Annotated in this window: 22 protein-coding genes and 3 pseudogenes; 11 read left to right on the top strand and 14 right to left on the bottom strand. The window is 59.9% G+C overall.

The genetic code is table 11. The features are described from left to right. Nucleotides 1–22 precede the first annotated feature (22 nt). The 4 genes and pseudogenes from ACIGJG_RS31480 to ACIGJG_RS31465 form a co-directional block, all read right to left on the bottom strand. Nucleotides 23–230 (bottom strand): annotated as a pseudogene (locus ACIGJG_RS31480) (transposase); the annotation flags it as partial. 371 nt (nucleotides 231–601) lie between these two features. Then, complete coding sequence (locus tag ACIGJG_RS31475; RefSeq protein WP_483674284.1) at nucleotides 602–1,762, bottom strand: CaiB/BaiF CoA transferase family protein; 1,161 nt, start codon at nucleotides 1,760–1,762, stop codon at nucleotides 602–604. Nucleotides 1,763–1,778: 16 nt separating this feature from the next. Further along, nucleotides 1,779–2,753 (bottom strand): tripartite tricarboxylate transporter substrate binding protein, encoded by a 975-nt coding sequence (locus tag ACIGJG_RS31470; RefSeq protein WP_483674283.1) that lies wholly within the window; start codon nucleotides 2,751–2,753, stop codon nucleotides 1,779–1,781. Between the two features lie 28 nt (nucleotides 2,754–2,781). Then, on the bottom strand, nucleotides 2,782–3,543 hold the full coding sequence (locus tag ACIGJG_RS31465; protein WP_011295731.1) for an enoyl-CoA hydratase/isomerase family protein: 762 nt from the start codon (nucleotides 3,541–3,543) through the stop codon (nucleotides 2,782–2,784). Between the two features lie 22 nt (nucleotides 3,544–3,565). On the opposite strand from ACIGJG_RS31465, the gene ACIGJG_RS31460 reads away from it, so the two are divergent. Further along, entirely contained in the window at nucleotides 3,566–4,279 is a 714-nt protein-coding gene (locus ACIGJG_RS31460; RefSeq protein ID WP_483674282.1) for a GntR family transcriptional regulator, read from the top strand. Nucleotides 4,280–4,650: 371 nt separating this feature from the next. Here ACIGJG_RS31460 and ACIGJG_RS31455 read toward each other — a convergent pair whose 3' ends face one another. Both ACIGJG_RS31455 and ACIGJG_RS31450 read right to left on the bottom strand, forming a co-directional pair. Beyond that, nucleotides 4,651–5,001: a tannase/feruloyl esterase family alpha/beta hydrolase gene (locus tag ACIGJG_RS31455; protein WP_483674281.1), complete on the bottom strand. Its 351-nt coding sequence runs from the start codon at nucleotides 4,999–5,001 to the stop codon at nucleotides 4,651–4,653. A 367-nt stretch (nucleotides 5,002–5,368) separates the two neighbouring features. After that, complete coding sequence (locus tag ACIGJG_RS31450) at nucleotides 5,369–6,319, bottom strand: tannase/feruloyl esterase family alpha/beta hydrolase (protein ID WP_483674366.1); 951 nt, start codon at nucleotides 6,317–6,319, stop codon at nucleotides 5,369–5,371. Nucleotides 6,320–6,698: 379 nt separating this feature from the next. On the opposite strand from ACIGJG_RS31450, the gene ACIGJG_RS31445 reads away from it, so the two are divergent. Further along, nucleotides 6,699–7,349, top strand: coding sequence for a TetR/AcrR family transcriptional regulator (locus tag ACIGJG_RS31445; RefSeq protein ID WP_483674279.1), 651 nt, complete (start codon nucleotides 6,699–6,701; stop codon nucleotides 7,347–7,349). 380 nt (nucleotides 7,350–7,729) lie between these two features. After that, a complete protein-coding gene (locus ACIGJG_RS31440) occupies nucleotides 7,730–8,416 on the top strand; it encodes a Crp/Fnr family transcriptional regulator (protein ID WP_483674278.1) in 687 nt (228 codons plus the stop codon). A gap of 58 nt (nucleotides 8,417–8,474) precedes the next feature. Here ACIGJG_RS31440 and ACIGJG_RS31435 read toward each other — a convergent pair whose 3' ends face one another. Genes ACIGJG_RS31435 through ACIGJG_RS31420 form a run of 4 tightly spaced genes read right to left on the bottom strand, consistent with a single transcriptional unit; the run spans nucleotide 8,475 to nucleotide 12,605 of the window. Next, nucleotides 8,475–9,677, bottom strand: a complete 1,203-nt coding sequence (locus tag ACIGJG_RS31435; RefSeq protein ID WP_483674364.1) for an acetyl-CoA C-acyltransferase — start codon at nucleotides 9,675–9,677, stop codon at nucleotides 8,475–8,477. A gap of 7 nt (nucleotides 9,678–9,684) precedes the next feature. Beyond that, nucleotides 9,685–10,443 carry an SDR family NAD(P)-dependent oxidoreductase gene (locus ACIGJG_RS31430; RefSeq protein WP_483674277.1) on the bottom strand — a complete coding sequence of 253 codons (759 nt, stop codon included), beginning with the start codon at nucleotides 10,441–10,443 and terminating at the stop codon, nucleotides 9,685–9,687. A 19-nt stretch (nucleotides 10,444–10,462) separates the two neighbouring features. After that, complete coding sequence (locus ACIGJG_RS31425) at nucleotides 10,463–11,833, bottom strand: MFS transporter (RefSeq protein ID WP_483674276.1); 1,371 nt, start codon at nucleotides 11,831–11,833, stop codon at nucleotides 10,463–10,465. A gap of 43 nt (nucleotides 11,834–11,876) precedes the next feature. Beyond that, the gene (locus ACIGJG_RS31420; protein ID WP_483674275.1) at nucleotides 11,877–12,605 is read right to left on the bottom strand and encodes a nitroreductase; all 729 of its coding nucleotides are present in this window, start codon (nucleotides 12,603–12,605) and stop codon (nucleotides 11,877–11,879) included. 220 nt (nucleotides 12,606–12,825) lie between these two features. On the opposite strand from ACIGJG_RS31420, the gene ACIGJG_RS31415 reads away from it, so the two are divergent. Beyond that, nucleotides 12,826–14,484 carry an AMP-binding protein gene (locus tag ACIGJG_RS31415; protein ID WP_483674273.1) on the top strand — a complete coding sequence of 553 codons (1,659 nt, stop codon included), beginning with the start codon at nucleotides 12,826–12,828 and terminating at the stop codon, nucleotides 14,482–14,484. Nucleotides 14,485–14,607: 123 nt separating this feature from the next. Here the strand turns inward: ACIGJG_RS31415 and tnpC are convergent, their stop codons facing one another. The 3 genes and pseudogenes from tnpC to tnpA form a co-directional block, all read right to left on the bottom strand. Further along, a complete protein-coding gene (tnpC, locus tag ACIGJG_RS31410; protein WP_483674272.1) occupies nucleotides 14,608–16,161 on the bottom strand; it encodes an IS66 family transposase in 1,554 nt (517 codons plus the stop codon). Nucleotides 16,162–16,228: 67 nt separating this feature from the next. After that, nucleotides 16,229–16,518: pseudogene (gene tnpB, locus ACIGJG_RS31405) on the bottom strand (IS66 family insertion sequence element accessory protein TnpB). Between the two features lie 41 nt (nucleotides 16,519–16,559). Beyond that, entirely contained in the window at nucleotides 16,560–16,931 is a 372-nt protein-coding gene (gene tnpA, locus ACIGJG_RS31400) for an IS66-like element accessory protein TnpA (protein WP_483674363.1), read from the bottom strand. 47 nt (nucleotides 16,932–16,978) lie between these two features. Here tnpA and ACIGJG_RS31395 point away from each other — a divergent pair. Next, nucleotides 16,979–18,144, top strand: a protein-coding gene (locus ACIGJG_RS31395; protein ID WP_483673311.1) for an IS3 family transposase whose coding sequence is annotated in 2 segments (ribosomal slippage) — nucleotides 16,979–17,243 and nucleotides 17,243–18,144 — 1,167 coding nt in all. Because the reading frame shifts where the segments join, the coding sequence is not laid out codon by codon here. A 325-nt stretch (nucleotides 18,145–18,469) separates the two neighbouring features. Here the strand turns inward: ACIGJG_RS31395 and ACIGJG_RS31390 are convergent. Continuing rightward, nucleotides 18,470–18,661 (bottom strand): cold-shock protein, encoded by a 192-nt coding sequence (locus ACIGJG_RS31390; protein ID WP_483674362.1) that lies wholly within the window; start codon nucleotides 18,659–18,661, stop codon nucleotides 18,470–18,472. Here ACIGJG_RS31390 and ACIGJG_RS31385 point away from each other — a divergent pair. The 6 genes and pseudogenes from ACIGJG_RS31385 to ACIGJG_RS31360 all read left to right on the top strand — a co-directional run. After that, nucleotides 18,636–19,222: pseudogene (locus ACIGJG_RS31385) on the top strand (S1 family peptidase); the annotation flags it as partial. The gene ACIGJG_RS31390 and the pseudogene ACIGJG_RS31385 sit on opposite strands and share 26 nt — an antisense overlap. A gap of 482 nt (nucleotides 19,223–19,704) precedes the next feature. Continuing rightward, nucleotides 19,705–19,968, top strand: coding sequence for an isochorismatase (locus tag ACIGJG_RS31380; protein WP_483674271.1), 264 nt, complete (start codon nucleotides 19,705–19,707; stop codon nucleotides 19,966–19,968). Next, nucleotides 19,928–20,155, top strand: a complete 228-nt coding sequence (gene infA, locus ACIGJG_RS31375) for a translation initiation factor IF-1 (protein WP_483674361.1) — start codon at nucleotides 19,928–19,930, stop codon at nucleotides 20,153–20,155. The genes ACIGJG_RS31380 and infA overlap by 41 nt, the downstream gene beginning before the upstream one ends. A 238-nt stretch (nucleotides 20,156–20,393) precedes the next feature. Next, nucleotides 20,394–20,663 carry a GTP cyclohydrolase gene (locus tag ACIGJG_RS31370; RefSeq protein ID WP_483674269.1) on the top strand — a complete coding sequence of 90 codons (270 nt, stop codon included), beginning with the start codon at nucleotides 20,394–20,396 and terminating at the stop codon, nucleotides 20,661–20,663. 460 nt (nucleotides 20,664–21,123) lie between these two features. After that, nucleotides 21,124–21,369: a hypothetical protein gene (locus tag ACIGJG_RS31365; protein WP_483674268.1), complete on the top strand. Its 246-nt coding sequence runs from the start codon at nucleotides 21,124–21,126 to the stop codon at nucleotides 21,367–21,369. A gap of 532 nt (nucleotides 21,370–21,901) precedes the next feature. Further along, nucleotides 21,902–22,258 carry a response regulator gene (locus tag ACIGJG_RS31360; protein WP_483674266.1) on the top strand — a complete coding sequence of 119 codons (357 nt, stop codon included), beginning with the start codon at nucleotides 21,902–21,904 and terminating at the stop codon, nucleotides 22,256–22,258. Nucleotides 22,259–23,191: the final 933 nt, after the last annotated feature.

The following is a 23,191-nucleotide window of genomic DNA, read 5'->3' as shown; positions in this document are numbered from 1 at the left end:
AACACCGCGCATGACGATGGCGGACCAGGGCCTGCGAGAAGAACTTCAAATCGCGGCACAGAACTATGGAACGACGGTGGACATTGCGAATGCCCGTGCTGTTATCCCTGCGGAAGTCTGCAATCGTCTTGAAGTCCGGCGCCAGTCGGCCGGTCAACAACATCAGTTCATATTGCGTCGGCATTCGCGTTCCAAATGACGGCTGGACTGACCCGGTTGAGGTAGCCATAGGCATTCTGAAAGCAGCGTAGCTTCCTTGCGGTCTTCTCCCTCTATGATTCGCTTCATCCGGCCCCCCAAACTGAATGGGTTGATCCAGCTAGGCGATCGGGACGTTTTCCCACACCCTCGCTCGGCAAGAGACGACCGGGTTAGCGGCGGACCGAGATCCCTTCACCACCAGTTCCGACCGCGCCGGAGCCACTCGGAACCTTGACCCGCACCCACGACAAGATGGCCGGGACATGGTGAAAGCAAACAACATCACGGCCGACTGAGGCAGCGCAGGCCGCTCACGTGACTCCATAAGCCGACATGCGGTGCTTCGAGTTATGGCCGGCAGCCCCGCCACACGGAGGTATGACCCTGACTGCCGCGGCTGTCAGCCGGCGAACTCCGCCAGCAGCCGTTCCCGATCCTGATCCAGCGCCGGCGGATTGCGGACCCCCGACAGCACCGCCGCCGCTCCGATCTTGACGGGGTTGCCCGCGATTTGCAGCGCCTTGCCATCGCCAATGCCGATGTCGAGGATCATCCCGCGCGCCTGGACGTGCGGGTTACTGATCAGTTGCGGAACGCTGTTCATCGGGCCATGCGGGACACCGGCTGCTTCGAGGACTGTTTCCCACTCTGACGTGGTGGCATCAGCCAGCCGCGACTCCAGGCAAGCCTTGAGCGCGACATGATGTTCATTGCGCGACGGCACCGTAGCGAATCTTGTCTCCTGTGCCCATTCGCCGCGGCCGAGGGCGTTGCAGAGCTTGGTAAACAAGGCATCATTGCCAACTGCGATGACAATAAAGCCGTCTTTGGTGGCGAACATGTCAAACGGTGTAATCGAAGGATGGCGGGTGCCGAGCGGCTTTGGTACGCTCCCGGTCGCCGAGTAGCGCGCGATCGGATTCTCCAGCAGCGCAACCTGACAATCCAGCATGGAAATGTCGACGCGCTCGCCCAGGCCAGTATGCAGGCGCTTGAGCAGTGCGGACTGGATGCCGATCGTGGCGTACAAACCCGCCCCGATATCGCCAATCGAAACCCCGACGCGTGCCGGGTTGCCGCCCACCTCCCCCGTCACGCTCATCAGCCCCCCCATGGCCTGGACCACCATGTCATAGGCCGGGCGGTTGCGATACGGTCCGGTCTGGCCGAAGCCGGAGATAGATGCATACACGAGGCGCGGATAGCGGGCGTGCAGGTCCTCCCACGTGAAGCCCAGCTTTTCCATGACGCCAGCACGGAAGTTCTCCACCAGCACGTCGGCGGTGGCGAGCATGCGGTCGAGTACCTTGCGGTCGGCAGGGTTCTTGAGGTCCAGCGCGATCGATTCCTTGTTGCGGTTGATCGATGCGAAGTAGGCTGATTCACCATCGACAAACGGGCCAACCTGGCGCGAGTCATCGCCGCCGTCCGGGTTCTCAATCTTGATAACCCGAGCCCCGAGGTCGGCAAGCATCATCGTACAGTACGGGCCCGCAAGCACCCGCGTCAGATCAACCACGGTGATTCCCGCCAGTGGCAATTGGCCACATTCCTTTGTCATAACGTGCTCCGCTTCATTAGTCGATCTTTGCGCCGCTCGAGACCGCCAGGTCGACGCCCATCTTGCCTTCTCGCGCGGCGTATTCCTTGAATTCGGCGACTGAGCCGGACACCGAGACTTCATCACCCTGCGCCAGGAATTTCCGTTTCAGTTCCGGGTCGGCCATGACCTTTGCGGTGGCAGCGTACAGCTTGTCGATGATCGCTGGCGGTGTCTTCGCCGGTGCGAACAGCCCGTACCACGCGGACAGGTCGTAGCCCTTGACGCCGCCTTCGGCAATGGTCGGCAATTTTGGATGCGCCGGCGAACGCTCGCCGGACGTCACGGCGATGGCGATGGCCTTGCCGGTGTCGATCATCGGCTTGACCGACGGTGCCGTGCCGAAGGTCAGTTGCACCTCGCCGGCAGCGACCGCCTGCGCAGACGGAGCGCCGCCCTTGAAGGGCACATGGGTCATCTGCACGCCAGCCAGCTTAGTGAAATACACCCCCGCCAAATGTGTGATCACGCCATTACCGGAGGAAGAGTAATTGAGCATGCCTGGGTGCGCCTTGGCCTGTGCCACCAGGTCGTGCACGCTCTTGATACCGGTGTCCTTGTTAACGACCAGGATCATCGGCGCGGCCACCAGCCGGGTAATTGGCACGAAATCAGAGGGCTGGTACCTGATGTTCTTGTACAGCACCTTGTCGCCGCCCATCAAGCTGGCCGTGGCGATATAGAGCGTATAGCCATCCGCAGGCGCCTTCGATACGAATTCCGCGGCGATGGTGGTGCCTGCGCCCGGTTTGTTGTCGACGATCACCGGCTGTCCCAGTTCGCGGCTCAGTGCATCGCCATATAGACGAGCGGTGTTGTCGGCTCCGCCCCCTGCAGGGAAGCCGATCACCAGACGAATCGGCTTGGTCGGGTAGTCAATTGCGGCCGCATGGGCCGGTAAGGCCAGTACGGTTGCGGCTAACGCCGTCAGGCGGAATACGATCTTCTTCATTACGGTTGTCTCCTCTGTAGCTGTATTGCTACTTTCCTGTGAACCGCGGCTGGCGCTTCTCCTTCCACGCCGCCGCACCTTCCCGAAGATCCGCGGAGGTCTCCGAGCGATGCAGGTCTCGCTGGAGCGCTTCGGCATCAAGCGCGCCACGGGCAATCGCGTTCAGGTGGGTCTTCATGCCGAGCAGCGCGATCGGTGCCATGCCAGCCAGTTGGTGTGAGAGCGCGTCCACGCGGGATGCCAGCATCGACGCATCAACGATTTCCGTCAGAAAACCGATGCGCAACATGTCCTGCGCGTCGATTTTTTCGGTCGTGAGAAACAGGTGCTTGGCCGCGTTCAATCCAAGGCGGGAGACGTAGCGCTCCATGCCACCGCGATAGAAGTGCAAGCCGAGCCGGGCGGCCGGCATGAACATGTCGCAACCGGGTACGCCGATACGAAAATCGCAGGCCAGGCAAAGGTCGGTAGCACCGCCATAGACGCCGCCATTGACGGCGGCGATTGTGACCGGGCGCGCCATCTCGACTGCGTCCATGACTTCCCCGAAGTTCAGCGCGCCTTCGTCGGCCTTGCCAGCGAGCGACCCAATGTCATAACCGCTGCAGAAGTACTTGCCCGAACTGACAAAGCGCAGCACCAGTACGCGCTCCATCTCATTGACAGCCTCGATGTGGTCGCGCAGCGTTCGCAGGTCCCCTGGACTGAGACGATTGGCGACTTCGGGGCGGCGGAAGCCGATCGTCGCAATGGGGCCATCCAACGTCAGCCGAGGCGCGTTATCATCCATCTCACAATATCTCCGTGACCATTTGATATATCTACAAAGGCTACAGATATTTTATAAATGGAAAAACAAGGGTATACCCGTGCAGTCACTACAAGATCAGATTCGAGAACGTGTCGTTTCCGCCATCCAGTCCGGTGCCTTGCGCCCGGGTGCGCAGATCGATGAAAAAGCGTTGGCTGACGAATTCAACAGCTCGCGCACGCCGGTGCGGGAAGCACTGCTGATGCTCGCCGCACAGGGACTCGTTACCATCGTCCCGCGCGCCGGCATGTTCGTGTACAAGCCCAGTGCGGCCGAGCTGGTTGCCATGTTCGAGACGCTGGCGGAAATGGAGGGCGTGGTCGCGCGGCTTGCGACACAACGAATCTCAGCAGCGGGCAAGAAGGTTCTTGAGCAGGCACACAGGGCGGCCGGGCCATATGTAGAGCAACGCGACACGGCGAGCTATATCGAGGCCAACCGCAAGTTCCACGAGGTGCTTTACCAAGCCGCGGCAAACCCGTTCCTGACCGAGCAGATCGTCCAGCTACGGAGGCGGCTGGCGATCTACTGGCAACAGAAGGGCCTGATCAACGACGCGCGCGTGCCGAGTTCATATCGGGAACACGGCTTTGTCATCGAAGCCGTGCTCACTGGCAATCCAGATGGTGCGGCGGAAGCGATGCGCACGCATATCTCCGCCGGGGGAACGGCAATCGCCGACCTAGTGCTGCTGGCGGGCGCCGAAGCGGAATAAGCACATCAGGCACGATGTCCGTGCGACCGGCGCAACCCCCAGGGTTCGGCCGACGTTCGCATAGACTTTCCCAAACAGAAGCAGCGCGTTTCGCATGAGAGCCCCCATCTGATGTCGTTGCTCGCGAATCGACTACTGCAGACCGACGTCCCTTACCGGCCTCGGTCATTCATGTCTAGACGGGTGAATGGCGGACGTCAATCCTACTTTGGCCTTCAAGAACTGCGCCGCCGGGCTCTGTAGCGCATGGATTTGTGACTCCGCTCAGCGCGGAACAAGGGATGAAGTCGAATTACCACCAGATCCACGACATGCATTGGCCCGACGAAACGTCGGGCCAATGTGGTTGCTTTACCTGTGCATTCGATGGTTCAAGCAGTACAGACGTAACTTGTTGCACTGTTCGGGTCCCCCCCGACATACTTTGGCCACGCGGGATACTCGCATACCGGGCGCTTTCTACCGGCAGTTGACGGAGTCACATCGGTAACGATCAGATCATGGGGTTCCACCCCTTTTGTCACCCAATTGTCCAGGGCCGTCAGGCTGTCGTAACCTCCTTCAAATTGGCCGCCGAAGCCATGCGCTGCGCCCGGGAACAAATAGAACTTCAGGAACGATGACAGCTGGGACTGCCCATAGGCTGCAAGCAGGCGGTTGTACAAGTCGACGGACATTTGCGCAGGAATGAACTGGTCCGCCTGGCCATGTTGCAGGATCAACTTTCCGCCCTTGTTTTTGAAGGCATCGAAATTGACGCTCGTTCCCGTCTATCAACTGACTCACCGCTTGCGTCCGCGCGGTCAGGGCGCCGGGATTCGTGAACCCGAAGGTAAGGATGTTCAGGCTCGCGTCGCGAGCAATTGCATACTTCACCAGGGCGTTTGGGAAGGCATAGAAGAACGATGCCTTTGCCACATCAGCCGTGGCCGGATCCGCAACGGCGTCCGCTGATGAACCCAGGGGCGGAGACAGCGGCCCTCAGAAGTCGGCGCCAGCAAGTACTTTGTAGGCCGGGATGGTTCGAATACCATTCGCGAAATCGAAGCTGGTGGTGAGCGGCGTGGCAATTGTCGCCACGGTATTGAGTTATGCATCCGACAGACACGTGTCTCCAGTGTCTGCACCGCGTGGACAGCGCAGTGTGGCCGCGTCAAATCCGCACGCGCCTGGATTGCTAATGACGCCGACCGCTATCCCATCAAGGGTATCGCACTGCGACATGACCGCGTCTCGCAAGACCTTGCCCTTAGCGGCATTGATAAACCCGCCAGGTGAGAGGGAGGCTTGCGAAATTCGCCCCATCTGGAACGAGAGACCAAGCAGCCCGGACGCAGGGTAGCTGGCGATGACGCCATCGTAATCAGACGCATACTTTTGGGCGGCAACGAGTCCCATCCGACCTCCTCCAGATCCCCCAATGAAGTAGCTCTGGCTCGCGGATTGCCCATATCGCGCCTTCATCAGAAACGTCGCGACGTCGTGTGTCTTTTTTATGTGGTTTCCTGCATAGTTTGCTAGTGCCTCATCGTTTGACGCGAAGGTCCCGACGAAGTCATTGCCTGCCTGGTGGCCAGCATCGCTACCGTAGGTAACATAGCCTCGAGCCAGCGGGGCAAGGACACCGCTCGGCTCCCCATACGGCGAGAATCCCGATGCGGCGAAGCCAGTCGTGTCAGGAATGACTCCATCAAGTCCACCACCGCCAAAGTGGAGCGACTTCCCGTTCCATGCCGTCGGAAGGTCAACTTCGAATTGGATGTCCGGTGCAGAAGAGTCAACGGAATGAAAGCCGCCCAGTACTTTGCAGAACTCACCGCTCGTATTGCCGCTGTCGCTCGCGGCGACCAACGTTGCAGAAGTTATCGTTGCCCCCGTAGAGGCCAAGCCAATATTTCCGGCTGGAATGGCAATGCCCTTCAACTCGCCGCACAGTTCCGCCGGTGACTTTTGCGCAGTCGTTGGGCCAGGTGCACCGGTTGATGGGGCGCCCTCTTCACCCCCACATCCAGCCAGCGAGATCGTCAATGTTGAGATCACGGTCAAAGCCGCAACGCCACGCCAAACCTTATCGCGAGCATGACATGATTCATAGTTGTGTCTCCTTGCCATGTTGTACGCAGTGCTCCGCGATCCGATGCACTTCACTGACAACCCCGATCGGCCATCGTGCATCGACACTTCCATCTGGATTGCCTACTCCAGTGATCACAGAACCCACAGCAGGAACAGTAACGATCGTCGCGCGAAGATTGTCTTGCATAGGACAAAATTGTACGTGCGTCAGGAAGCAAAGCAGGATCAACAGGGACAACGGAGTCGCGTCGTGGGCATGGAGAGACAGTGCGTGGCATAATCGGCGTACCGCAATCGCGTGGACCGCGGTCCCACGCGGAAACAGAACTACGGCAGATTCGACATGCAAGATCTTCCGAATGGCCACCGGGTCCGGATCCGACGCCGTGGCGCCGACAAACATCCCCTTATTCTTAAAGCGGCACGCGAACTTGTGGCGCAATCAGGCTTCCGCGAAGCGCAGATGACTGCGATCGCGGATGCTGCCGGCATCGCGATAGGGACGCTTTACCGCTACTTTCCCTCCAAAACGGAGTTGATGGTCGAAGTCGTCAAATCGACGGCGCAACGCGAAGTCGAAGTGGTAGCGGGAATTGCGATGCGAGACGGCGCCGCCTGCGAAAAGCTTGGCGCGGCCGCCTGGACCTTTGCCAGCCGGGCGCTGCGCGGTCGACGACTGGCCCATGCGCTCGTCGCTGAACCTGTAGAACCCGACGTAGAGTCAGCGCGCCTGACTTATCATCGGGCCCTCTCCCGAGTCTTCAAGACAATCATCGAACAAGGCATCACCGAGAAGGCATTCCCCGCTCAGAACGCCGCTGCTTCAGCAGATTGCATCGTTGGCTGCCTGTTTGAAGGCCTCGTCGTGCCGCTAAGCAATGAGGCCGCTGAGGCGTCGACGTCCCTGAGTGCGCATGCCACCGCGATCATCACATTCTGCCTGCGCGGAGTTGCGGGGCAAATGCTGTCCTTCCTTCCCCCGAGCGCCGCGTAGTAACCCAGGGCCGCCCACCTGGTTTCCCGCAAATAGGAATCCACATTGCACTTAAGAGTGCCGCGCGGCCGATGACGAGCAGCGTAGCGCACTTTTAATAGTCTTAAAACCGGGAAATTTCCTGCCTCTACTGAGCATTAAGGCTTGACATGGGCCGTTGAGCCGCTTAGCCTTAAGTGGAATCATGATTCTCTTAAGCTCATCCTATCGGCGAATCGGCGCTCCGCAGCCGAACGCGACGCAAGGTTGACTTCTGTTCGTGCACACCGTACGCAGCGAAGAGCCTTCCCACGGGCAACCAAAGAGAACTCGCTATGCAATCGCTATCCCACGGCTTCGGGAGACAGATTTCTCGGCCGCCGCTGCCCGCTGAGACGACCATGCGCGCGACGCTCGCGTCATTCTTTGAGAATTCCGCTTGGTTCGATCGCCTGACGGACCAGGAAAAAGCGCGCGTCATGACGGACTCCTTTGAAAAGCACCTGATCGCCGGAGGCACGGCCTGTCACCGCGGCGCCCCGGCGGATCATTGGCTCGGCGTTGTCGAAGGTATTGTCAAAGTAGATACTGCATCCGCATGCGGAAGAGCCATTACTTTCGCCAGCGTGCCCGCGGGCGCATGGTTTGGCGAGGGTGCTGTCCTCAAGGACGAACCACGACAGTATTCGGTAGTGGCATTGAAAGACAGCCGGATCGCCTATGTACCGAAAGCGACGTTCCTCTGGCTGCTCGAACAGAATCACACATTCAGCCGATATGTTATCGATCAGCTCAACGCACGTTGTGGCTACTATGTCGGCCTGGTGCACAACCTGAGGCTCCACGAAGCAGCAGGTCGTGTGGCGTTCTGCCTCACCGAATTGTTTCACCGTCAACTCTACCCATCGACCGACCGGACCCTGGCGCTGTCCCAAGAAGAAATTGGACGGCTCACGGGACTGTCGCGCCAAAACACCAATCGAGCACTTCGCGAACTTGCTGATGCAGGCATGGTTGCAATGGAATACGGCGCGATCCATGTGATCGATCTTGAGGGACTTCGGCAATTCGCCCACATGGGCGACTAACACACGTTTGCGACAGCAGTAGTGCTGCATCGCGTCGGAGATGCAGCACTACCGATGATCAAGCCATCTCAATGGCGACGGCGGTCGCCTCACCACCGCCAATACACAGGCAGGCGATCCCTCTACGGCCGCCAGTTTTCTTAAGCGCTGCCAACAGCGTGACCAGGATCCGCGCACCCGAAGCGCCGATGGGGTGACCCAAGGCACAGGCGCCACCGTGGATGTTGACCTTGTCCCGGTCCAGCCGGAGATCGCGCACGGCCGCCATTGCGACAACCGCGAATGCTTCGTTGATCTCCCAAAGATCGACTTCCGATGCGGACCATTCCAGTTGCCCGAGCAGCTTCTGGATCGCCCCGATTGGCGCAGTGGTGAATGTCGCCGGAGTTTGCGCGTGTGTCGCGTGACCGACGATCCTCGCAATCGGTTGCAGCCCCATCGTCTCTGCGACGGATTGCCGTGCAAGAACCATTGCGGCAGCCCCATCCGAGATCGAACTCGAGTTTGCAGCCGTCACCGTCCCGTCTTTCCTGAAAGCAGGCTTCAGGGTGGAAATACGGTTCAGATCAGCCTTGCAGGGCTGCTCATCACTTCTTACCTGCACCCGCCCCTTGCGACCCTCCAACGTGAGTGGCACGGTCTCCCAGTCAAAGTCCCCGGCATCCATTGCGGCTTGCGCACGCAGCGTGGACGACACCGCCCATTCGTCTTGCGCATCTCTTGTGAATCCGTACGTAGCAGCACAGTCCTCCGCAAAGGTTCCCATCAAGCGCCCGCGCGTGTCTTCGCTGTAATGGTCTTCAAGGCCATCGAGGAACATATGGTCCAGGACCGTCCCGTGACCCAGTCGATACCCGCCTCGAGCCTTCGGCAACAGGTAGGGCGCATTGGACATTGACTCCATGCCGCCCGCGACCATGATGTCATTGGTCTTTGCCACAAGCAGGTCGTGCGCCAACATGACCGCCTTCATACCGGAACCGCATACCTTGCTGATCGTGGTGCACGGCACGGCGAGACTCAGGCCGCCGTGAATGCCGGCCTGCCGCGCCGGAGCCTGGCCGACACCAGCCGGGAGCACGCATCCCATGAGCAATTCCTGGACAGACGCTTCATTCAGGTTCGCGCGCTCCACGGCCGCACGAATGGCAGCGCCTCCCAACTCCGGGGCCGTCAATGGGGACAACTCTCCCTGAAAGCTGCCCAATGGCGTACGCGCTGCAGACAGGATAACGATGGGGTCGATGTTTGAGTTCAAAATGATTCCCTCACTTTGCTGCCATACGGATGGCACCGTCGAGTCGAATGACCTCACCATTGAGGTACGAGTTGCCAATCACATGCTTGACGAGATCCGCGAATTCCTCCGGCTTGCCCATCCGCGGAGGAAACGGTACGGACGCACCGAGCGACTTTTGCACTTCATCCGGCATGGCCAATAGCATTGGCGTAGCCATGATCCCCGGCGCAATCGTGACCACACGTATCCCGAAGCGCGCGAGTTCACGCGCCAGCGGAAGCGTCATTGCCACCACCGCGCCCTTTGAAGCTGCATAGGCGCTTTGTCCCACCTGTCCGTCAAAGGCGGCAACAGATGCCGTGTTGACGATCACGCCGCGCTCCCCATCGCCTGTTGCCTGCTGTTCCGACATCAGGGCGGCCGACAGCCTCAGCACATTGAACGTGCCGGCAACATTGATCTCCAGCACGCGCTGGAATGAGGCCAGCCCGTGCACGCCGCTCTTGCCAATCACCTTCTCAGCGGGCGCCACGCCCGCACAGTTGACGAGTCCTCGCAACGGTCCAAGCGACTTGGCATAGTCGAAGATTTGCTTGACGCTTTCCTCGTTCGTGACATCGGCCCGGACGAAGATGCCGCCCACTTGCCTGGCAACAGCCTGTCCTGAGTTCGCGTCGAGATCGGCCACCACCACTTTCGCCCCTGCCTCCGCCAGCGCCATTGCGGTGGCAGCCCCGAGGCCCGATCCGGCCCCCGTCACTACGAATACGTTGTCCTGAATATGCATGTCTGCGGAAATGCCCGGTTCATTGGTTCATGGAAGGTCGCGCGTCATGCGAAGACAGGGATGTCTCCTGCAATGGCCGCGTGGATGCGCTTTGCCTGTGGTCAATGAGAATGACCGCCAGCGTCCCGACCAGGCCGGCAAAGCCAATGGCCAGGAAGTTCTGCTCAAGTGGCAACTTCATTGCGACGAGCGCACCGATCAGCACAGGCGCGGCGACCGCGCCAAGCCGGCCGATGCCAGAAGCAAAGCCAACGCCGGTGGATCGGATGGATCCCGGATAAAACTCGCCCGCATAGGCATAGGCAAGCAACTGCGTGCCCAGCGTTGAAGCGCCGACGATGAACACGAGAACGAACAACAACTCGGTGGCCTTCGTGTAGCCCATCAGAGAAAGCGATACGGCCCCAGTGGCGTAGAACGCCACCAGCACGTTCTTGATGTTGAAGCGATCACCCAGCCAGCCGCCGCCCACTGCGCCGCACACAGCGCCAATGTTGAATACCAGGACAAAGTTCAATGCGGATCCAAGGCTGTATCCGGACATCGCCATCAGCTTTGTCAGCCAAGAGCTCAGCGAATAGACCATGAACAGCCCGGTAAAAAAGGCAACCCAGATCATGAGCGTGCTCAAAGCACGGCCGCGGGCAAAGAGTGCGGCCACAGGCGCATTGGAAGCCATGGCCGCCTGAGGCAATACCAGTCGGTCATCCGATGTGATCTGCAGATCGGGCGCGAGCTCCCGAACCACCGCGCAAAGGGACTCCTGCCGCTGCTTTCTCGCGAGGAATGCCATGGACTCCGGCATCGTCCACAAGATGAAGGGAATGAAGAACACAGGAAGGCCCGCGACGAAGAACACCGCCTGCCATCCATGGGCCTCAATCAGGCTCTTGCCTGTCAGCGCCACCAAGATTCCGCCAATCGAGTATCCGGCAAACACGATGGTTACGAGCCGCGCCCTCAGCTTGCCGGGGGCGAACTCTCCCATCTGAGCGGTGACTACAGGAAGTACCCCTCCAATGCCGAGGCCCGCCAGAAACCGGGTCACACTGAAGGTGATCGGGTCGCCCGTGAGCCCCGCTGCAGCAGTGAAGATGCTGAACAGGCCGATACACAGACACATGGACAGCTTTCGGCCGATCCTGTCGGCCAGCGTGCCCAGATAGATGGCACCGAACATCATGCCGAATAGCGCCGAACTCGCCATGAATCCGGCTTTCGTTGCTTCGACTCCCATCTCCTTCATGATGGAAGGTAGTGCAGCACCGACCACTGCAAGATCGTATCCATCCAAGACAAGTATCAGCACGCACCAGAAGAGGATTCTCCGGTGAAATCCCGATAACTTTGCGGTGTCCGCGACCCTCTGTACGTCAATCTCTTTTGTCATCGTCTCCTCCATTCGTGATGGTTAATTCATTCTCGAAAAGGCGTTATTTCTCGTGAAACGTGGTGAAGCTCGCAGCGGGCTCACGTTCCGAAGCCAGCGTGTTTTCAATACGCTCCTCATCGGCATATCCCAGACTCATCCCGACCACGAACTTTTCGTGCGCCTCAAGTCCCAGTTCCTGTTCGATGATCCGGTGATATTTCATGAACGCTGCCTGGGGACACGTGCTCAGCCCGTAGGTGCGGGCCACCACCATGATGTTTTGCAGGAACATGCCGTAGTCGAGCAGGCTTCCTTCGCTCATCAGTCTGTCGACCGTAAAAAAGAGACCCACAGGTGCGCCGAAGAACTGGTAATTGCGCCCGTGCTGCACCTGCATCCGCGACTTGTCGCCCTTTTCGATGCCCAACAAGCTATAGAGTCTCCAGCCCACTGCACGCCGGCGGTCGACGTACGGCGACGTCCACTCCTTTGGGTAGTACGCCCACTCATCGGCGTGCATGGCTGCCACTGCGGGATCGTCATCAATCTGCTTGATCGCCGCGCAGACGCGGTCCTTTGCGGCCCCCATCAGCACGTGCACTTTCCACGGCTGGATGTTCACGCCCGTTGCAGCGAACCGCGCGGTATTCAGGATCGCCTCCACGGTATCCGCCGTGACTGGCTTCGGGAGAAACGCGCGCACGCTACGGCGCGTCGTAATGGCCCATTCAACCGCCTGGCGCACGGCGAGAAGTTCATCGGGAGGGGGGGTCAATCTGTTCGGGTTCACGCTGACGCTCTCTGCTGAAGTCGGCCAGGTCGGCCATTCGAGTAGAGACTAGGTTTCCCGGTGAACGACTACTGTCACATAGCCGACAATTTCGGCTTATTTCGTCCCTGATGCCACGCGGCTCGGCACTGTCCTGTACAAGACAGTGTTGCGAGCGAAATTGCCCTACCGTTGAGATTCCGCGCTCAGCGCAGACTCATAGAACCGGTAGGAGATAGTCGTGAGCAAGAACATTTACGAAATCGGCCTGGAACGAACCAACGCAAACCACGTACCGTTGACACCGTTGCACTTTCTGGATCGGTGTGCAGAGCAATATCCGGACAGGGACGCCATCATTCACGGTCACTTGAGGCAGTCTTGGAGCACGACCAGGGAACGTTGTCGGCGTCTGGCTAGCGCGCTGGTCAAGCGGGGGATCGGCAAAGGTGACACCGTATCCATCCTGGCCCCCAACACTCCCGCGATGGTAGAGGCCCATCATGGTATTCCTCTCAGTGGCGCCGTCCTGAATGCCATCAATTGCCGGCTCGATGCGGACGGTGTGCGATTCATCCTCAGGCACGGCGAAGCCAAAGTCCTGTTTGTGGACCGCGAGTTTTCCGCGGTGGCGGCAGCAGCGATCGATGGACTGGATAGCCCTCCGCTGGTTATTGACATCCTCGACCCCTTGGCGCCGGCGGGAGAGTTGATTGGCGAGCTCGAATATGAGCAGCTTCTTCAGCAGGGTGATCCGGCTTTTCCGGGGCTCTATCCCGAGGATGAATGGGTCGCCATCGCTCTGAACTACACCTCAGGCACAACCTCCGATCCCAAAGGCGTTGTTCCCAGCCATCGCGGCGCGTACCTCATGAGTCTGCTGCAGCTTACCGACTGGGGAATGCCTCGCGGCCCGAAGTATCTCTGGACGCTACCGCTGTTCCACGCAAACGGATGGTGCTTCGCGTGGGCAGTCACCGCGGCAGCGGGTACCCATGTGTGCCTGCGAAAGGTGAACGCCGCAAACATCTTCCACGCCATTGAAGCGCACGACGTGGACCATTTCTGCGCAGCGCCAATCGTGCTAGCTTCTCTGGCTACCGCAACCGATGACGAGCGTCGCTCGTTCTCACATCCTGTGCGTATTCGTACTGCCGGATCGCCTCCTCCGGCCAGTGTTCTCAAGGCTGTAAGCGAACTCGGATTTGACGTCGAGCATGTGTACGGGATTACGGAGGCCTCGGGCACGCCCGTCAGTTCGTTTGTGAACCCGGCATGGGATGACATGTCGTCGGACGAAAAGGCCCGCTTGATGGCGCGCCAGGGAAATCGTGCGGCTGCGCTGGAAGGACTATATGTCGCGGATCCTGACACGATGAGTGCTGTGCCGCGGGACGGCAAGACTCAGGGCGAACTCATGCTACGTGGCAATATCGTGATGAAGGGGTATCTCAAGAACCCCGATGCCACCCAGCGCGCCTTCAGTGGCGGGTGGTTCCACACCGGCGATGTGGCAGTGGTGCATCCGGACGGATACATCCAGATTACCGATCGGTCGAAAGACGTCATTATCTCGGGTGGCGAGAACATCTCGTCCGTCGAGGTCGAGGATGTCTTGCACCAACACCCGGCGGTGCTGATTGCCGCGGTTGTGGCCCAACCTCATCCCAAATGGGGAGAATCGCCCTGCGCGTTCATCGAACTCAAGGATGGCGTAGGCGAACCAGCCGAGCAGGAAATCATTGCCTTTTGTAGGGCCCGTCTGGCGCATTACAAATGCCCTGTGCGCGTTGTATATGGACCGCTGCCAAAAACCGGAACCGGAAAGATTCAGAAGTACCGGCTACGTGAGATCGCTTGCAGCCGCGATGCCATCACTGATCTGGCTCGCTCACAGTAAATCCATCCCTCCTTTCATCACGTGATTGCTTCCAGCACTCGAGCAGATGACCCTTCTCCGCCGTCGCAGCCATTCGGTAGCCCGCTGGCAAACTGACCCTGTCTCGCTTTCACGTACAGCAACTCATGCAGCCATGCGCAGGGCTTCGTAGTCGACCGGCGTAAGGAAGTCGATCGAAGTGTGCAGGCGCCGCCGATTGTAATAGCCTTCGATCCAGTCGACGATATCCAGGCGCGCTTGCGCCCTGGTTTCGTAGCGTGTTTGATGGATTCGCTCGACCTTCAGAGTCTTGAAGAAGCGACGCCCTGCCCGAAGCGAGCCGGCGAACAGCCAGTTGGCCCGGCCGAGGGCAATCGGACGTATCTGGTTTTCGCACCAGTTGTTATCGATCGGGACCTGTGGATCGTCAAGGTATCGCGTCAGGGCAGTCCATCGCCGTAGACTGTAGTCCAGCGCCTTGGCGATAGCAGATCCATCGCTCACGCGAGTGCGTTGCCCAGTCATCCACGCGTGGAGTGCGTTGGCAATCGGCCGCGCTCGTTGTTGCCGGATTTCCAGCCGCAATTGCGCAGGAAGCTGCTGCACTTCCCGCTCGATCTCGTAGAGTTCACCAATGTACTGCAGGGCATCCTGTGCAATGTGGCTCTTGCTCGCCACGTGGAGGTCGTAAAACTTACGCCTCGAGTGTGCCATGCAACCCAACTCGGTAATCCCCTGGGCAAACAGCGCCTTATAGCCGGTGAAGTCGTCGCAGACGAGCTGGCCTTTCCAGTTGCCAAGGAAGTTCCTCGCATGCTCGCCCGCGCGACTGTCGGCAAAGTCGTACACCACTGCGCGCAGATCCTCGAAGGCCCCGGGGCAATAAGTCCACAGGTAGGCGCGCTGCGTCTTGCCCTTGCCGGGACTGAGCATGGCCACCGGCGTCTCGTCGGCATGCAGCACGCGATGTTGCAGAATCTGGTCCTTGAGCGCGTCCACCAGCGGTTGCAGATGCACTCCGCACATGCCGACCCATTGCGCGAGCGTGGACCGAGGAACGGCCAGGCCTGCGCGCTCGAAGATGCGTTCCTGCCGATATAGCGGCAAGTGATCGTTGTATTTGGCTACCAGGACCTGCGCAAGCAATCCGGCGGTAGGGATTCCCTTGTCGATCACCTGTGCCGGCACCGGGGCCTGAGTCAGCGTTTCGCATTGGGCGCACACCCATTTACCGCGTATATGACGCTCGACGGTGAACACGCCGGGCGTATAGTCCAGCTTCTCGCTGACGTCTTCGCCAATGCGCTTGAGCTGACAGCCGCAACCACACGTGGTCGACGTTGGCTCATGGCGAACTTCGACACGCGGCAGACTCGGCGGCAGTGGCGCACGGCGCGGTTTGTTCGGCGGGGGCTCGTTCTTCGGTTGGCTGGCGAGCTGTTCGAGCTCGTGCTCGATGGCGATCAGGTCTGCGTCGATGGCTTCGTCAAGCAAGCTCTGTTGCTCGGTTGGAAGCTTCTCGCTACGAGCGGCGAACTTCCACCGTTTCAGCACAGCCATCTCATGCGTGAGCGGGGCGATGCGGGTATCTTTGAGGCGCAACTCGCTATCCCGCGCCCGCACTTCTGACATCAAATCCATGGCCAGCGCCCACAGTTGGTCTGCGTTCATGCCCTGGAGTTGTGCGGTGTCGATCATGCCGGCCATTGTGCCGTGCCCGACATTCCACGGACATCGGCACCCGCACCGATTGCAATCGCGGTCGTTACACGACTCGGATCACTCCATCCTGACCGATGCGCTGCCATGGCAATCCAAGGACCAGGCCGGCCAACTGTTCGTGCGTCAGCGGGTATTGCTTCGATTCACCGGAACGTGGCCATGCGAACTGCCCTTGATTTAACCGGCGAGCCGCCAACCAGATGCCATGCCGTCGTGAACCAGGACCTTCATGCGATTGGCCCGGCGATTGGCAAACAGGTAAGCATGGTGCGGCTGCGCGGCGCCGAACACCGTGATCACCCGGGCGAGCGCCGTGTCGAAGCCGGCCCGCATGTCCAGCGGATCGACCGCCAGCCATGCCTCGTCAATGCGGATCACGCCAGCCACTCGCGCAGCCAGGCAACACATTGCGCCGCTTCTGATGTCGGCCAGCTTACCGTGATCGACTGGTCTGCGCGACGCACTTCGACGCGGATCTCGGTTGGGCGCACGTTCCTCGTCTCGAGCGGCACTGGCATGAATGCCGGAGTCGTTGCCGCCTGGCCCGCCACGTCACCACCGACGATCAGGGCCGGCACATTCCCTTCGGCCTGATCAACCCACCGCCTGAGCAGGTTCGCGTTGAGCTTGTGATGCAACGCAATTGCTGCAATCGAAACTCCTGGTCCCTGGCATGCTGCAACCACCTGCGCCTTGAATTCTCTGCCGTAGCGGCGGCGACGACTGAGGTAGCCTGATCGAGACAGACACGCCTGGTCCTTAGATTAAGATCGTGGATCAGGAGCGCGCGAAGATGAGCAAGGCAAGACAGACGTACACGGAAGAGTTTCAGGCAGAGGCCGTGAGACTGGTGCTGGAACAGGGGCTGACGCTGCAGTCGGCCGCCCAGCGTCTTGGGATTCCGAAGGGCACGTTGACGAATTGGGTGTTGAGAGCCAAAGCGCCTGGAGCAACAGCGGCACCAGGAGGCGTGACAGTGGCGGAGCTGGCGGCGGAGAATGCGAGGCTGCGCAAGGAGCTGGCAGAAGCGAAGCTGGAGCGCGATATTGTAAAAAAAGCCGCAGCGTACTTCGCCAGGGAATCACTGCCCGGTACGCGTTCGTGAGGCAATGGCGAGAAGTGTATCCGGTGAAGATGATGTGCCGGGTATTGGGAGTCTCGCGCAGTGGTTATTACGACTGGACGCACAGACCTCACGGGCTCAGTCCGGAACAGGAGCGGTTGCATCTGGCGATCCGGGCGGCCCACAAGCGCACGCGTCAGACGTATGGCACGCGGCGCCTGCAGCGAGAACTGGCTGGCGATGGATTCATGGTCGGTCGTGACCGGCTGGCCCGACTGCGCAATGAGATGGGGATTCGGTGTCGGCAAAAGCGTCGATTCGTGGCGACAACGCGCTCGGCACATAATCTGCCAGTGGCGCCCAACCTACTGGAGCAGAAGTTTGAAGCCGACAGGCCAAACGCCGCGTGGGTGACTGACATCACGTATATCGCAACCGACGAGGGGTGGTTGTACCTGGCAGGAATCAAGGACCTGTACACATGCGAGATCGTGGGCTACGCGATGGGGCCCAGAATGACACAGGAACTGGTAGGCGAGGCGCTGTTCCGGGCGGTGCGTAGCAAGCGGCCGCGGCCCGGCCTGATACATCATTCGGACAGGGGTAGCCAATACTGTGCTCACGGCTATCGCAGGTTGCTGGCGCAGTTCGGCATGCAGGCATCGATGTCACGCAAGGGAAATTGCTACGACAATGCGCCCATGGAAAGCTTCTGGGGCAGTCTGAAAGCAGAGCTGGTGTACCACCATCGGTATGCCACCCGGATGGAAGCCATGGCCTCTGTTCGTGAGTACATTGAAATTTTTTACAATCGCCAACGGCGGCATTCCAAGTTGGGGTATCAAACGCCAGGCGAAGTCGCTGCAAGCTACCTCAATCGACTAGCTGCAGCATGAACCAGACGTGTCCGCTCTAGACAGAACACCTCAGACGACGGCCCGCCGGCCCTTCTTCTTCGATAGTGTCCACGTGTCCACCTATTCGTTAAGTGGACACGATGCTCCCAAGACCCTCACTGCAATTCAAGACGGTTTGCCCGGACGCTTACCTTCAATTAGGTCGCGTTCCAGAAACTCATCTCTTTTTATTTGCTCTTCCACTCGCGGCGCGATCGAGTTCTCGCTCGAGTCTGCTACAAGCTGGTCAAAACCAAAACCATCGAGCAAAGAAAAAGCCCCCCGGTTTCCCGGCGGGGCTTCTCGCGCGCTTTGGGCGGATGCTTCAGACCGGCTCGATCTTGGTAGCGGCCGGACCCTTCTGGCCAACACCAGCCACATAGCGCACTTTCTGGCCTTCCTGGAGCGACTTAAACCCGTTTCCGTGAATTTCAGAGAAATGGGCAAACAGGTCGTTTCCGCCTGCATCAGGCGTAATGAAGCCAAAACCCCAGCATTTCCCCGACCGGATCGAGATTGAGTTGCATGTCAATCCGAACAACGTGGCCGAATCCATTGGCTTCTCAATTCCGCTGTATCACGACGGCAAGAGTATGTGGCGCGATGGGCTCGATAGCGGCGGCGGCATCGACGTGGCCGTGATAGAGCTTGACCGTACTGCGCTGCCGCCGACAATGGTCTATCGGGCCTTTACGCCCTCCCACCCTTTACCGTGCCACGCGACCGCATCGAAGCAGGCACCCCGTTGCTGATTGTTGGTTTCCCGCTGGGTTTCCACGACACGCTTCATCATTTGCCCGTCGTGCGCCAAGCAGTCATCTCATCCTCGTTCGGCATGCGCTTTCAGGGGCATGGCTACTTCCTGACCGATGCGAGGACGCATCGCGGTACGAGTGGAGCACCGGTTGTCATGCGCATGCCCAGGACCGATTCATCCACGCGCACACTGCCGTGGATGCTGCTAGGTACCCATTCGGCGCGGGTGGACGTGGGCTCGCGGGACTTTGAACTGGATGAAGCCCTGGGCTTGAATTCCGCCTGGTATGCCGACATCCTGCTGCCTCTTACCGAGCGATGATCCGGGAAGACGATCGAGCTTGCAGGATTCTACGTTTGAACGGATTGACCGCGGGGCCGCCGTAGTACCTATGTGAATTGGGTACATCGCAAGCAAAGATATCCAAAAGTGGTATCATTCGCTTTCGTCGATACCATCGACGCCAAATGCGCTGTCCGCAAGACATTATCATTAGAAGAGTATCAGCGGCAGCACGGGCGTACACCCGAATTTTTCGCGGCAACAACCGGCCGCAACCTTTTCCGACCCGCGGCACGTCCGCTCCGCAGCCACTGCGCATGTACCAGGCGCGCTCGCTGATGCAAGAACGGTCAATTTCACACCAGTTTCTCCACCTGCGCTAGAGCGCGGGACTCGACACTGATTTTTCCAATGGCAACCGATTGCGGGGACCACGCGCGCACCGCTCCCACAAGGGAACACCAGACGCGCCCCCCCCCGAAACGAGCGCCTTCCGAACAGGCAACAGTTTGAATCACAGCATGACCCCGTTCACCGTTTCGGTGTACCCCATCCAACAAGAGCCCGGCGTATGGTTCGCGAATTACATGATCTCCGAGTACAAAGACGGCGCTGAGCGCATCGTCGCCAACGTCTCGATGCGCCATGCCACACATCACAACGAAGCCAAAGCCCGGCAAGCCGCCCGTCGCGCAGGGGAAAGCGCAGTCGCGCGCATACGGTTGCAACCATCCGCGCATCGGCATACGGCACTCGCTTCCACGTTGCCGCGTAGCATTCGATAAGGTTTCCGAAGTCCTCCCGGATAGCCGTTTTCGCGTCACCCTGGAGAATGGCTTCGAAGTCTGGGCCTATTCGTCCGGGCGGCTCAAGAAGAATCGCATACGAATTCTCGCCGGAGATCGCGTCACGCTCGAGATGTCGCCATACGATCTGACAAAGGGTCGCATCAACTATCGTCACAAGGTCTGAGCGAATGCTGTTGCCGTATTCCTAATCTGAGCTGGCATGGTGCAGAGGTTCCTCCAGACAGACACCATGCGAGCGCGCGGCTTCCCGACGCACCGTCGCTCGCTATCCCGCATTCCCAATACCATCGCGTTTTTGCAAGCCAATTTCGGGGCTTATGGGACGCTTTGACTTCGTAGCCGAAAGTAAATCGGACACGCCGCTGTCGTGAGCGTATGCTCGGTGATGAAAGGAGACCAACATGTCTCAGAACAACAGCATCTACAAAGGCTTCAGGCTATCTGCGAGCGTACGTCGTGCCTCCAGTGGCATCCCCGGTGGCGACTCGGTTCAGCCGCGCTTCCTCGCTACCGTAACCATCATGCAAGTCTGTTCAGGAATGGGTTCCCGAAGACAGCTGCCACCGTTGCTCGAGCATTTCGCAAACGCGCCGCACGCTGCGATCACGCTGGCCCTCTCGTCCGCCAGGGACGCGATCGATGGCCTGTCTACCTTCGTCAAGGCGAGGTAATCCGTCGGCCATGTCGCGGGCTTAGATTAAAAGTGTGGTGGCATGACATTTTGCATGGATTCTCCGAGCCCACGTAGGCGTCTTCAGGAGTCACCGTCCTAACGCCTTGTGACTGTCGCCGTTGTCTCCCGGCCTGGCGAGGCGTCACGCCCCCCTATGCCGGGAGTCTTGACAAGCCCTACCAGTCTGCGGTTGACGTTTCGTGTACCTCGCGATGGAAGGGGACAAGGTGGGACAGAGACCGCTGGCGGTCGGATGGCGCAGACGCCGAAGTCCCGGACAGCAAGTGGGACGAATTGCGTCATGACGAGATTGCACCGGATAGAGGAGATGATTTTTGTCGTGAGACTACACCAGCATGTCTCGGGACGGTGCCACGCCGTCAAAGGATTAACACAATCCGTTTCTCAGCGGCGGGCCGGATCGCGCGTTGTGTGCCACGCCTTGCGGCGCTGAGGATATGACCCGAAAAACGATCGCGCCCCTACCGAGGGGCCAGTACTGGACCACGCCCCACGCGCCCTTTGCGCTGGACGGTCCGAACGGCCACGATGAAGTGTTTCCTGGCGCCCACTGCGTCAGCGACGGCAAATGGGTCACCTTCTATAAGAACGGGGAAGAGGTATGGGCGTGCAATGCCATGTATGCTGCCGCCCATTTCGACGTTCCGCCCCTTTCCAGTGCCTGCGCGTCGACGGCCGACTGAGGGACCCACGACCCCGACCGGCAGGGATACCCGCCGCATCTGACATAAGCGCCGCCCAACAGCAATTGCGCGACAGAAATTTCACGGCGGACGGCGACCCCCTCCCCTGCTGGCGCCCTTGGTTGTTTGGCTTGTTTGCTGGCGGTTAATTGCTATTCGGATGGTGCTCTCAGGATGTCGCCAGAGGCGACGCGCTTACCCACACGGCGAGAATGCGATCGATCTGGCCCACGTTGATCGTTGCCATGAGCCAAGTCCTCGGTGGGATCGCGCTCGCCCAGCCGGAGGCGTTCGACTTCCTGCACCTGGTCGGCGACCATTTTTCGACGCTGCGACACGCTTTGCCGCGCAGGGACGGCGCTTACCGGCCTACCTGCTCCACGTCGCCGATTACGAGTCATGCCAGAATGCCATGTCGAAGATCCAGGTCGAGCTCGGGTCCATCGCAGGAGGCCCCAACGACGCCGTTGCATCCGCGGCAACCGTTCGCTATGAATAGATGAGAAGCCCCAACTGGAAATCGGAACCCGTGTTGCAACGTGCGCTCATTCTCGATGACGATCCCAACGGTGCTTCCGCACTCTGTGAACTGTTGCGGCAATCCGGGTGGGACGCCCAGTGGTTCGACGACGGCGAGGCGATGATGCTGCTTGCCGCGGGCTATCAGCCGCAATTGATTGTGCTCGATCTGGACATGCCCCGAATCACTGGTTTGGAGGTCGCCCGGCGCCTGCGTGCACAACCTTGGGCACAGCAAGCCGTGATCGTCGCATTCAGTGGCGGGCGCGGCGACAAAATGCCAAGCGAAGTCATGGAGGCAGGCTTCGATCATTTCTGCCCCAAGCCGTACCGTCCGGAGTACCTTGAATTATGGGGCCGCGCGACGTAGCGGCTCGGCTTGAGGGACCCCTGGCCGTTGGTTCGCCGGGCGCGCCAAGCCCGCCGAAAGGCTAGCCAACGGTGACATTTCGCACGCGTTTCGGTCAATGGATCATGACGCCGACAAGCGGATCTTCTTGAAGTCGGTCGCGGCGACGAGCAGCGGCTGGTCGCAACCCGGCGCGACCATGGCCGCCACCTGCGGCGCCATGTAACGCAGCAGCCGCACCGCGAGCGCGCCGTGTAGCTATACCTGGCCGCATACGGCTCCCTCACGCTGATGGGTAAGCTCCCGCGGCCGGCACGGGGCTGGTATCGCAGATCGATGCCGGATGCATCAACCGGTTCTCCGCCACCGGAGAGCTGGTCGACGTCTATCGGCTGCCCGTCGCGCCCCGACCATGTGCTGCTTCGGCGGCGCGGACCACCGCACGCTCTTCGTCACCTCACTTCGCGAGGACGACGGGAACGACGCGCTGCCGGCCGGTCGCATGATCGCCTTCAACGTTCCGGTAGCGGGGCTTTGGCCCTGCTCGATTGCAACCTCTTCGCTGTGCAGGTACGCGCTCGTGGTTGTCGCGCACAAAGCGCAGGTCGCCCTGTTAGTCAGTCATGTGCGAACCGGCGGTGTGGCGCAGCCAGTGCACGTGCACTGAGCCCAGCCTGCTTACCGTGCGCGTAGCCGCCCGGAGCGCCGGCCCCTACGCCCCCGGCGGGCCGAACTGGCCGACGGGGGATGCGCGCCATGAAGCCACGCAGGAGCAGCCCCCATCAACTGGGGATGGCGAAAAAATGGTGGCCTACTTGTGATTTTCATTATCGTGAATATATGGGATCACCCTCGATGCCCTAATAAGTCGTCACACCCCGCCCATTTGTGGCGCAGTTTACAGAACTGCGCCACAATGACGCCATCCCTCAAGCGAACTGCGCCACGACCCAC

Source organism: Cupriavidus sp. C1SS-2L, from assembly GCF_057073735.1.
This window is presented reverse-complemented; position numbering and strand designations above follow the sequence as displayed.

Excerpts from the sequence above, each read along its gene's own strand:
- ACIGJG_RS31475 (WP_483674284.1), bottom strand. The coding sequence starts at position 1,762 with ATGACAAAGGAATGTGGCCAATTGCCACTGGCGGGAATCACCGTGGTT.
- ACIGJG_RS31365 (WP_483674268.1), top strand. The coding sequence starts at position 21,124 with ATGACCCGAAAAACGATCGCGCCCCTACCGAGGGGCCAGTACTGGACC.
- ACIGJG_RS31445 (WP_483674279.1), top strand. The coding sequence starts at position 6,699 with ATGCAAGATCTTCCGAATGGCCACCGGGTCCGGATCCGACGCCGTGGC.
- tnpC (WP_483674272.1), bottom strand. The coding sequence starts at position 16,161 with ATGATCGACACCGCACAACTCCAGGGCATGAACGCAGACCAACTGTGG.
- ACIGJG_RS31470 (WP_483674283.1), bottom strand. The coding sequence starts at position 2,753 with ATGAAGAAGATCGTATTCCGCCTGACGGCGTTAGCCGCAACCGTACTG.
- ACIGJG_RS31465 (WP_011295731.1), bottom strand. The coding sequence starts at position 3,543 with ATGGATGATAACGCGCCTCGGCTGACGTTGGATGGCCCCATTGCGACG.
- ACIGJG_RS31380 (WP_483674271.1), top strand. The coding sequence starts at position 19,705 with ATGACCCCGTTCACCGTTTCGGTGTACCCCATCCAACAAGAGCCCGGC.
- ACIGJG_RS31370 (WP_483674269.1), top strand. The coding sequence starts at position 20,394 with ATGTCTCAGAACAACAGCATCTACAAAGGCTTCAGGCTATCTGCGAGC.
- ACIGJG_RS31440 (WP_483674278.1), top strand. The coding sequence starts at position 7,730 with ATGCGCGCGACGCTCGCGTCATTCTTTGAGAATTCCGCTTGGTTCGAT.
- ACIGJG_RS31430 (WP_483674277.1), bottom strand. The coding sequence starts at position 10,443 with ATGCATATTCAGGACAACGTATTCGTAGTGACGGGGGCCGGATCGGGC.
- ACIGJG_RS31425 (WP_483674276.1), bottom strand. The coding sequence starts at position 11,833 with ATGACAAAAGAGATTGACGTACAGAGGGTCGCGGACACCGCAAAGTTA.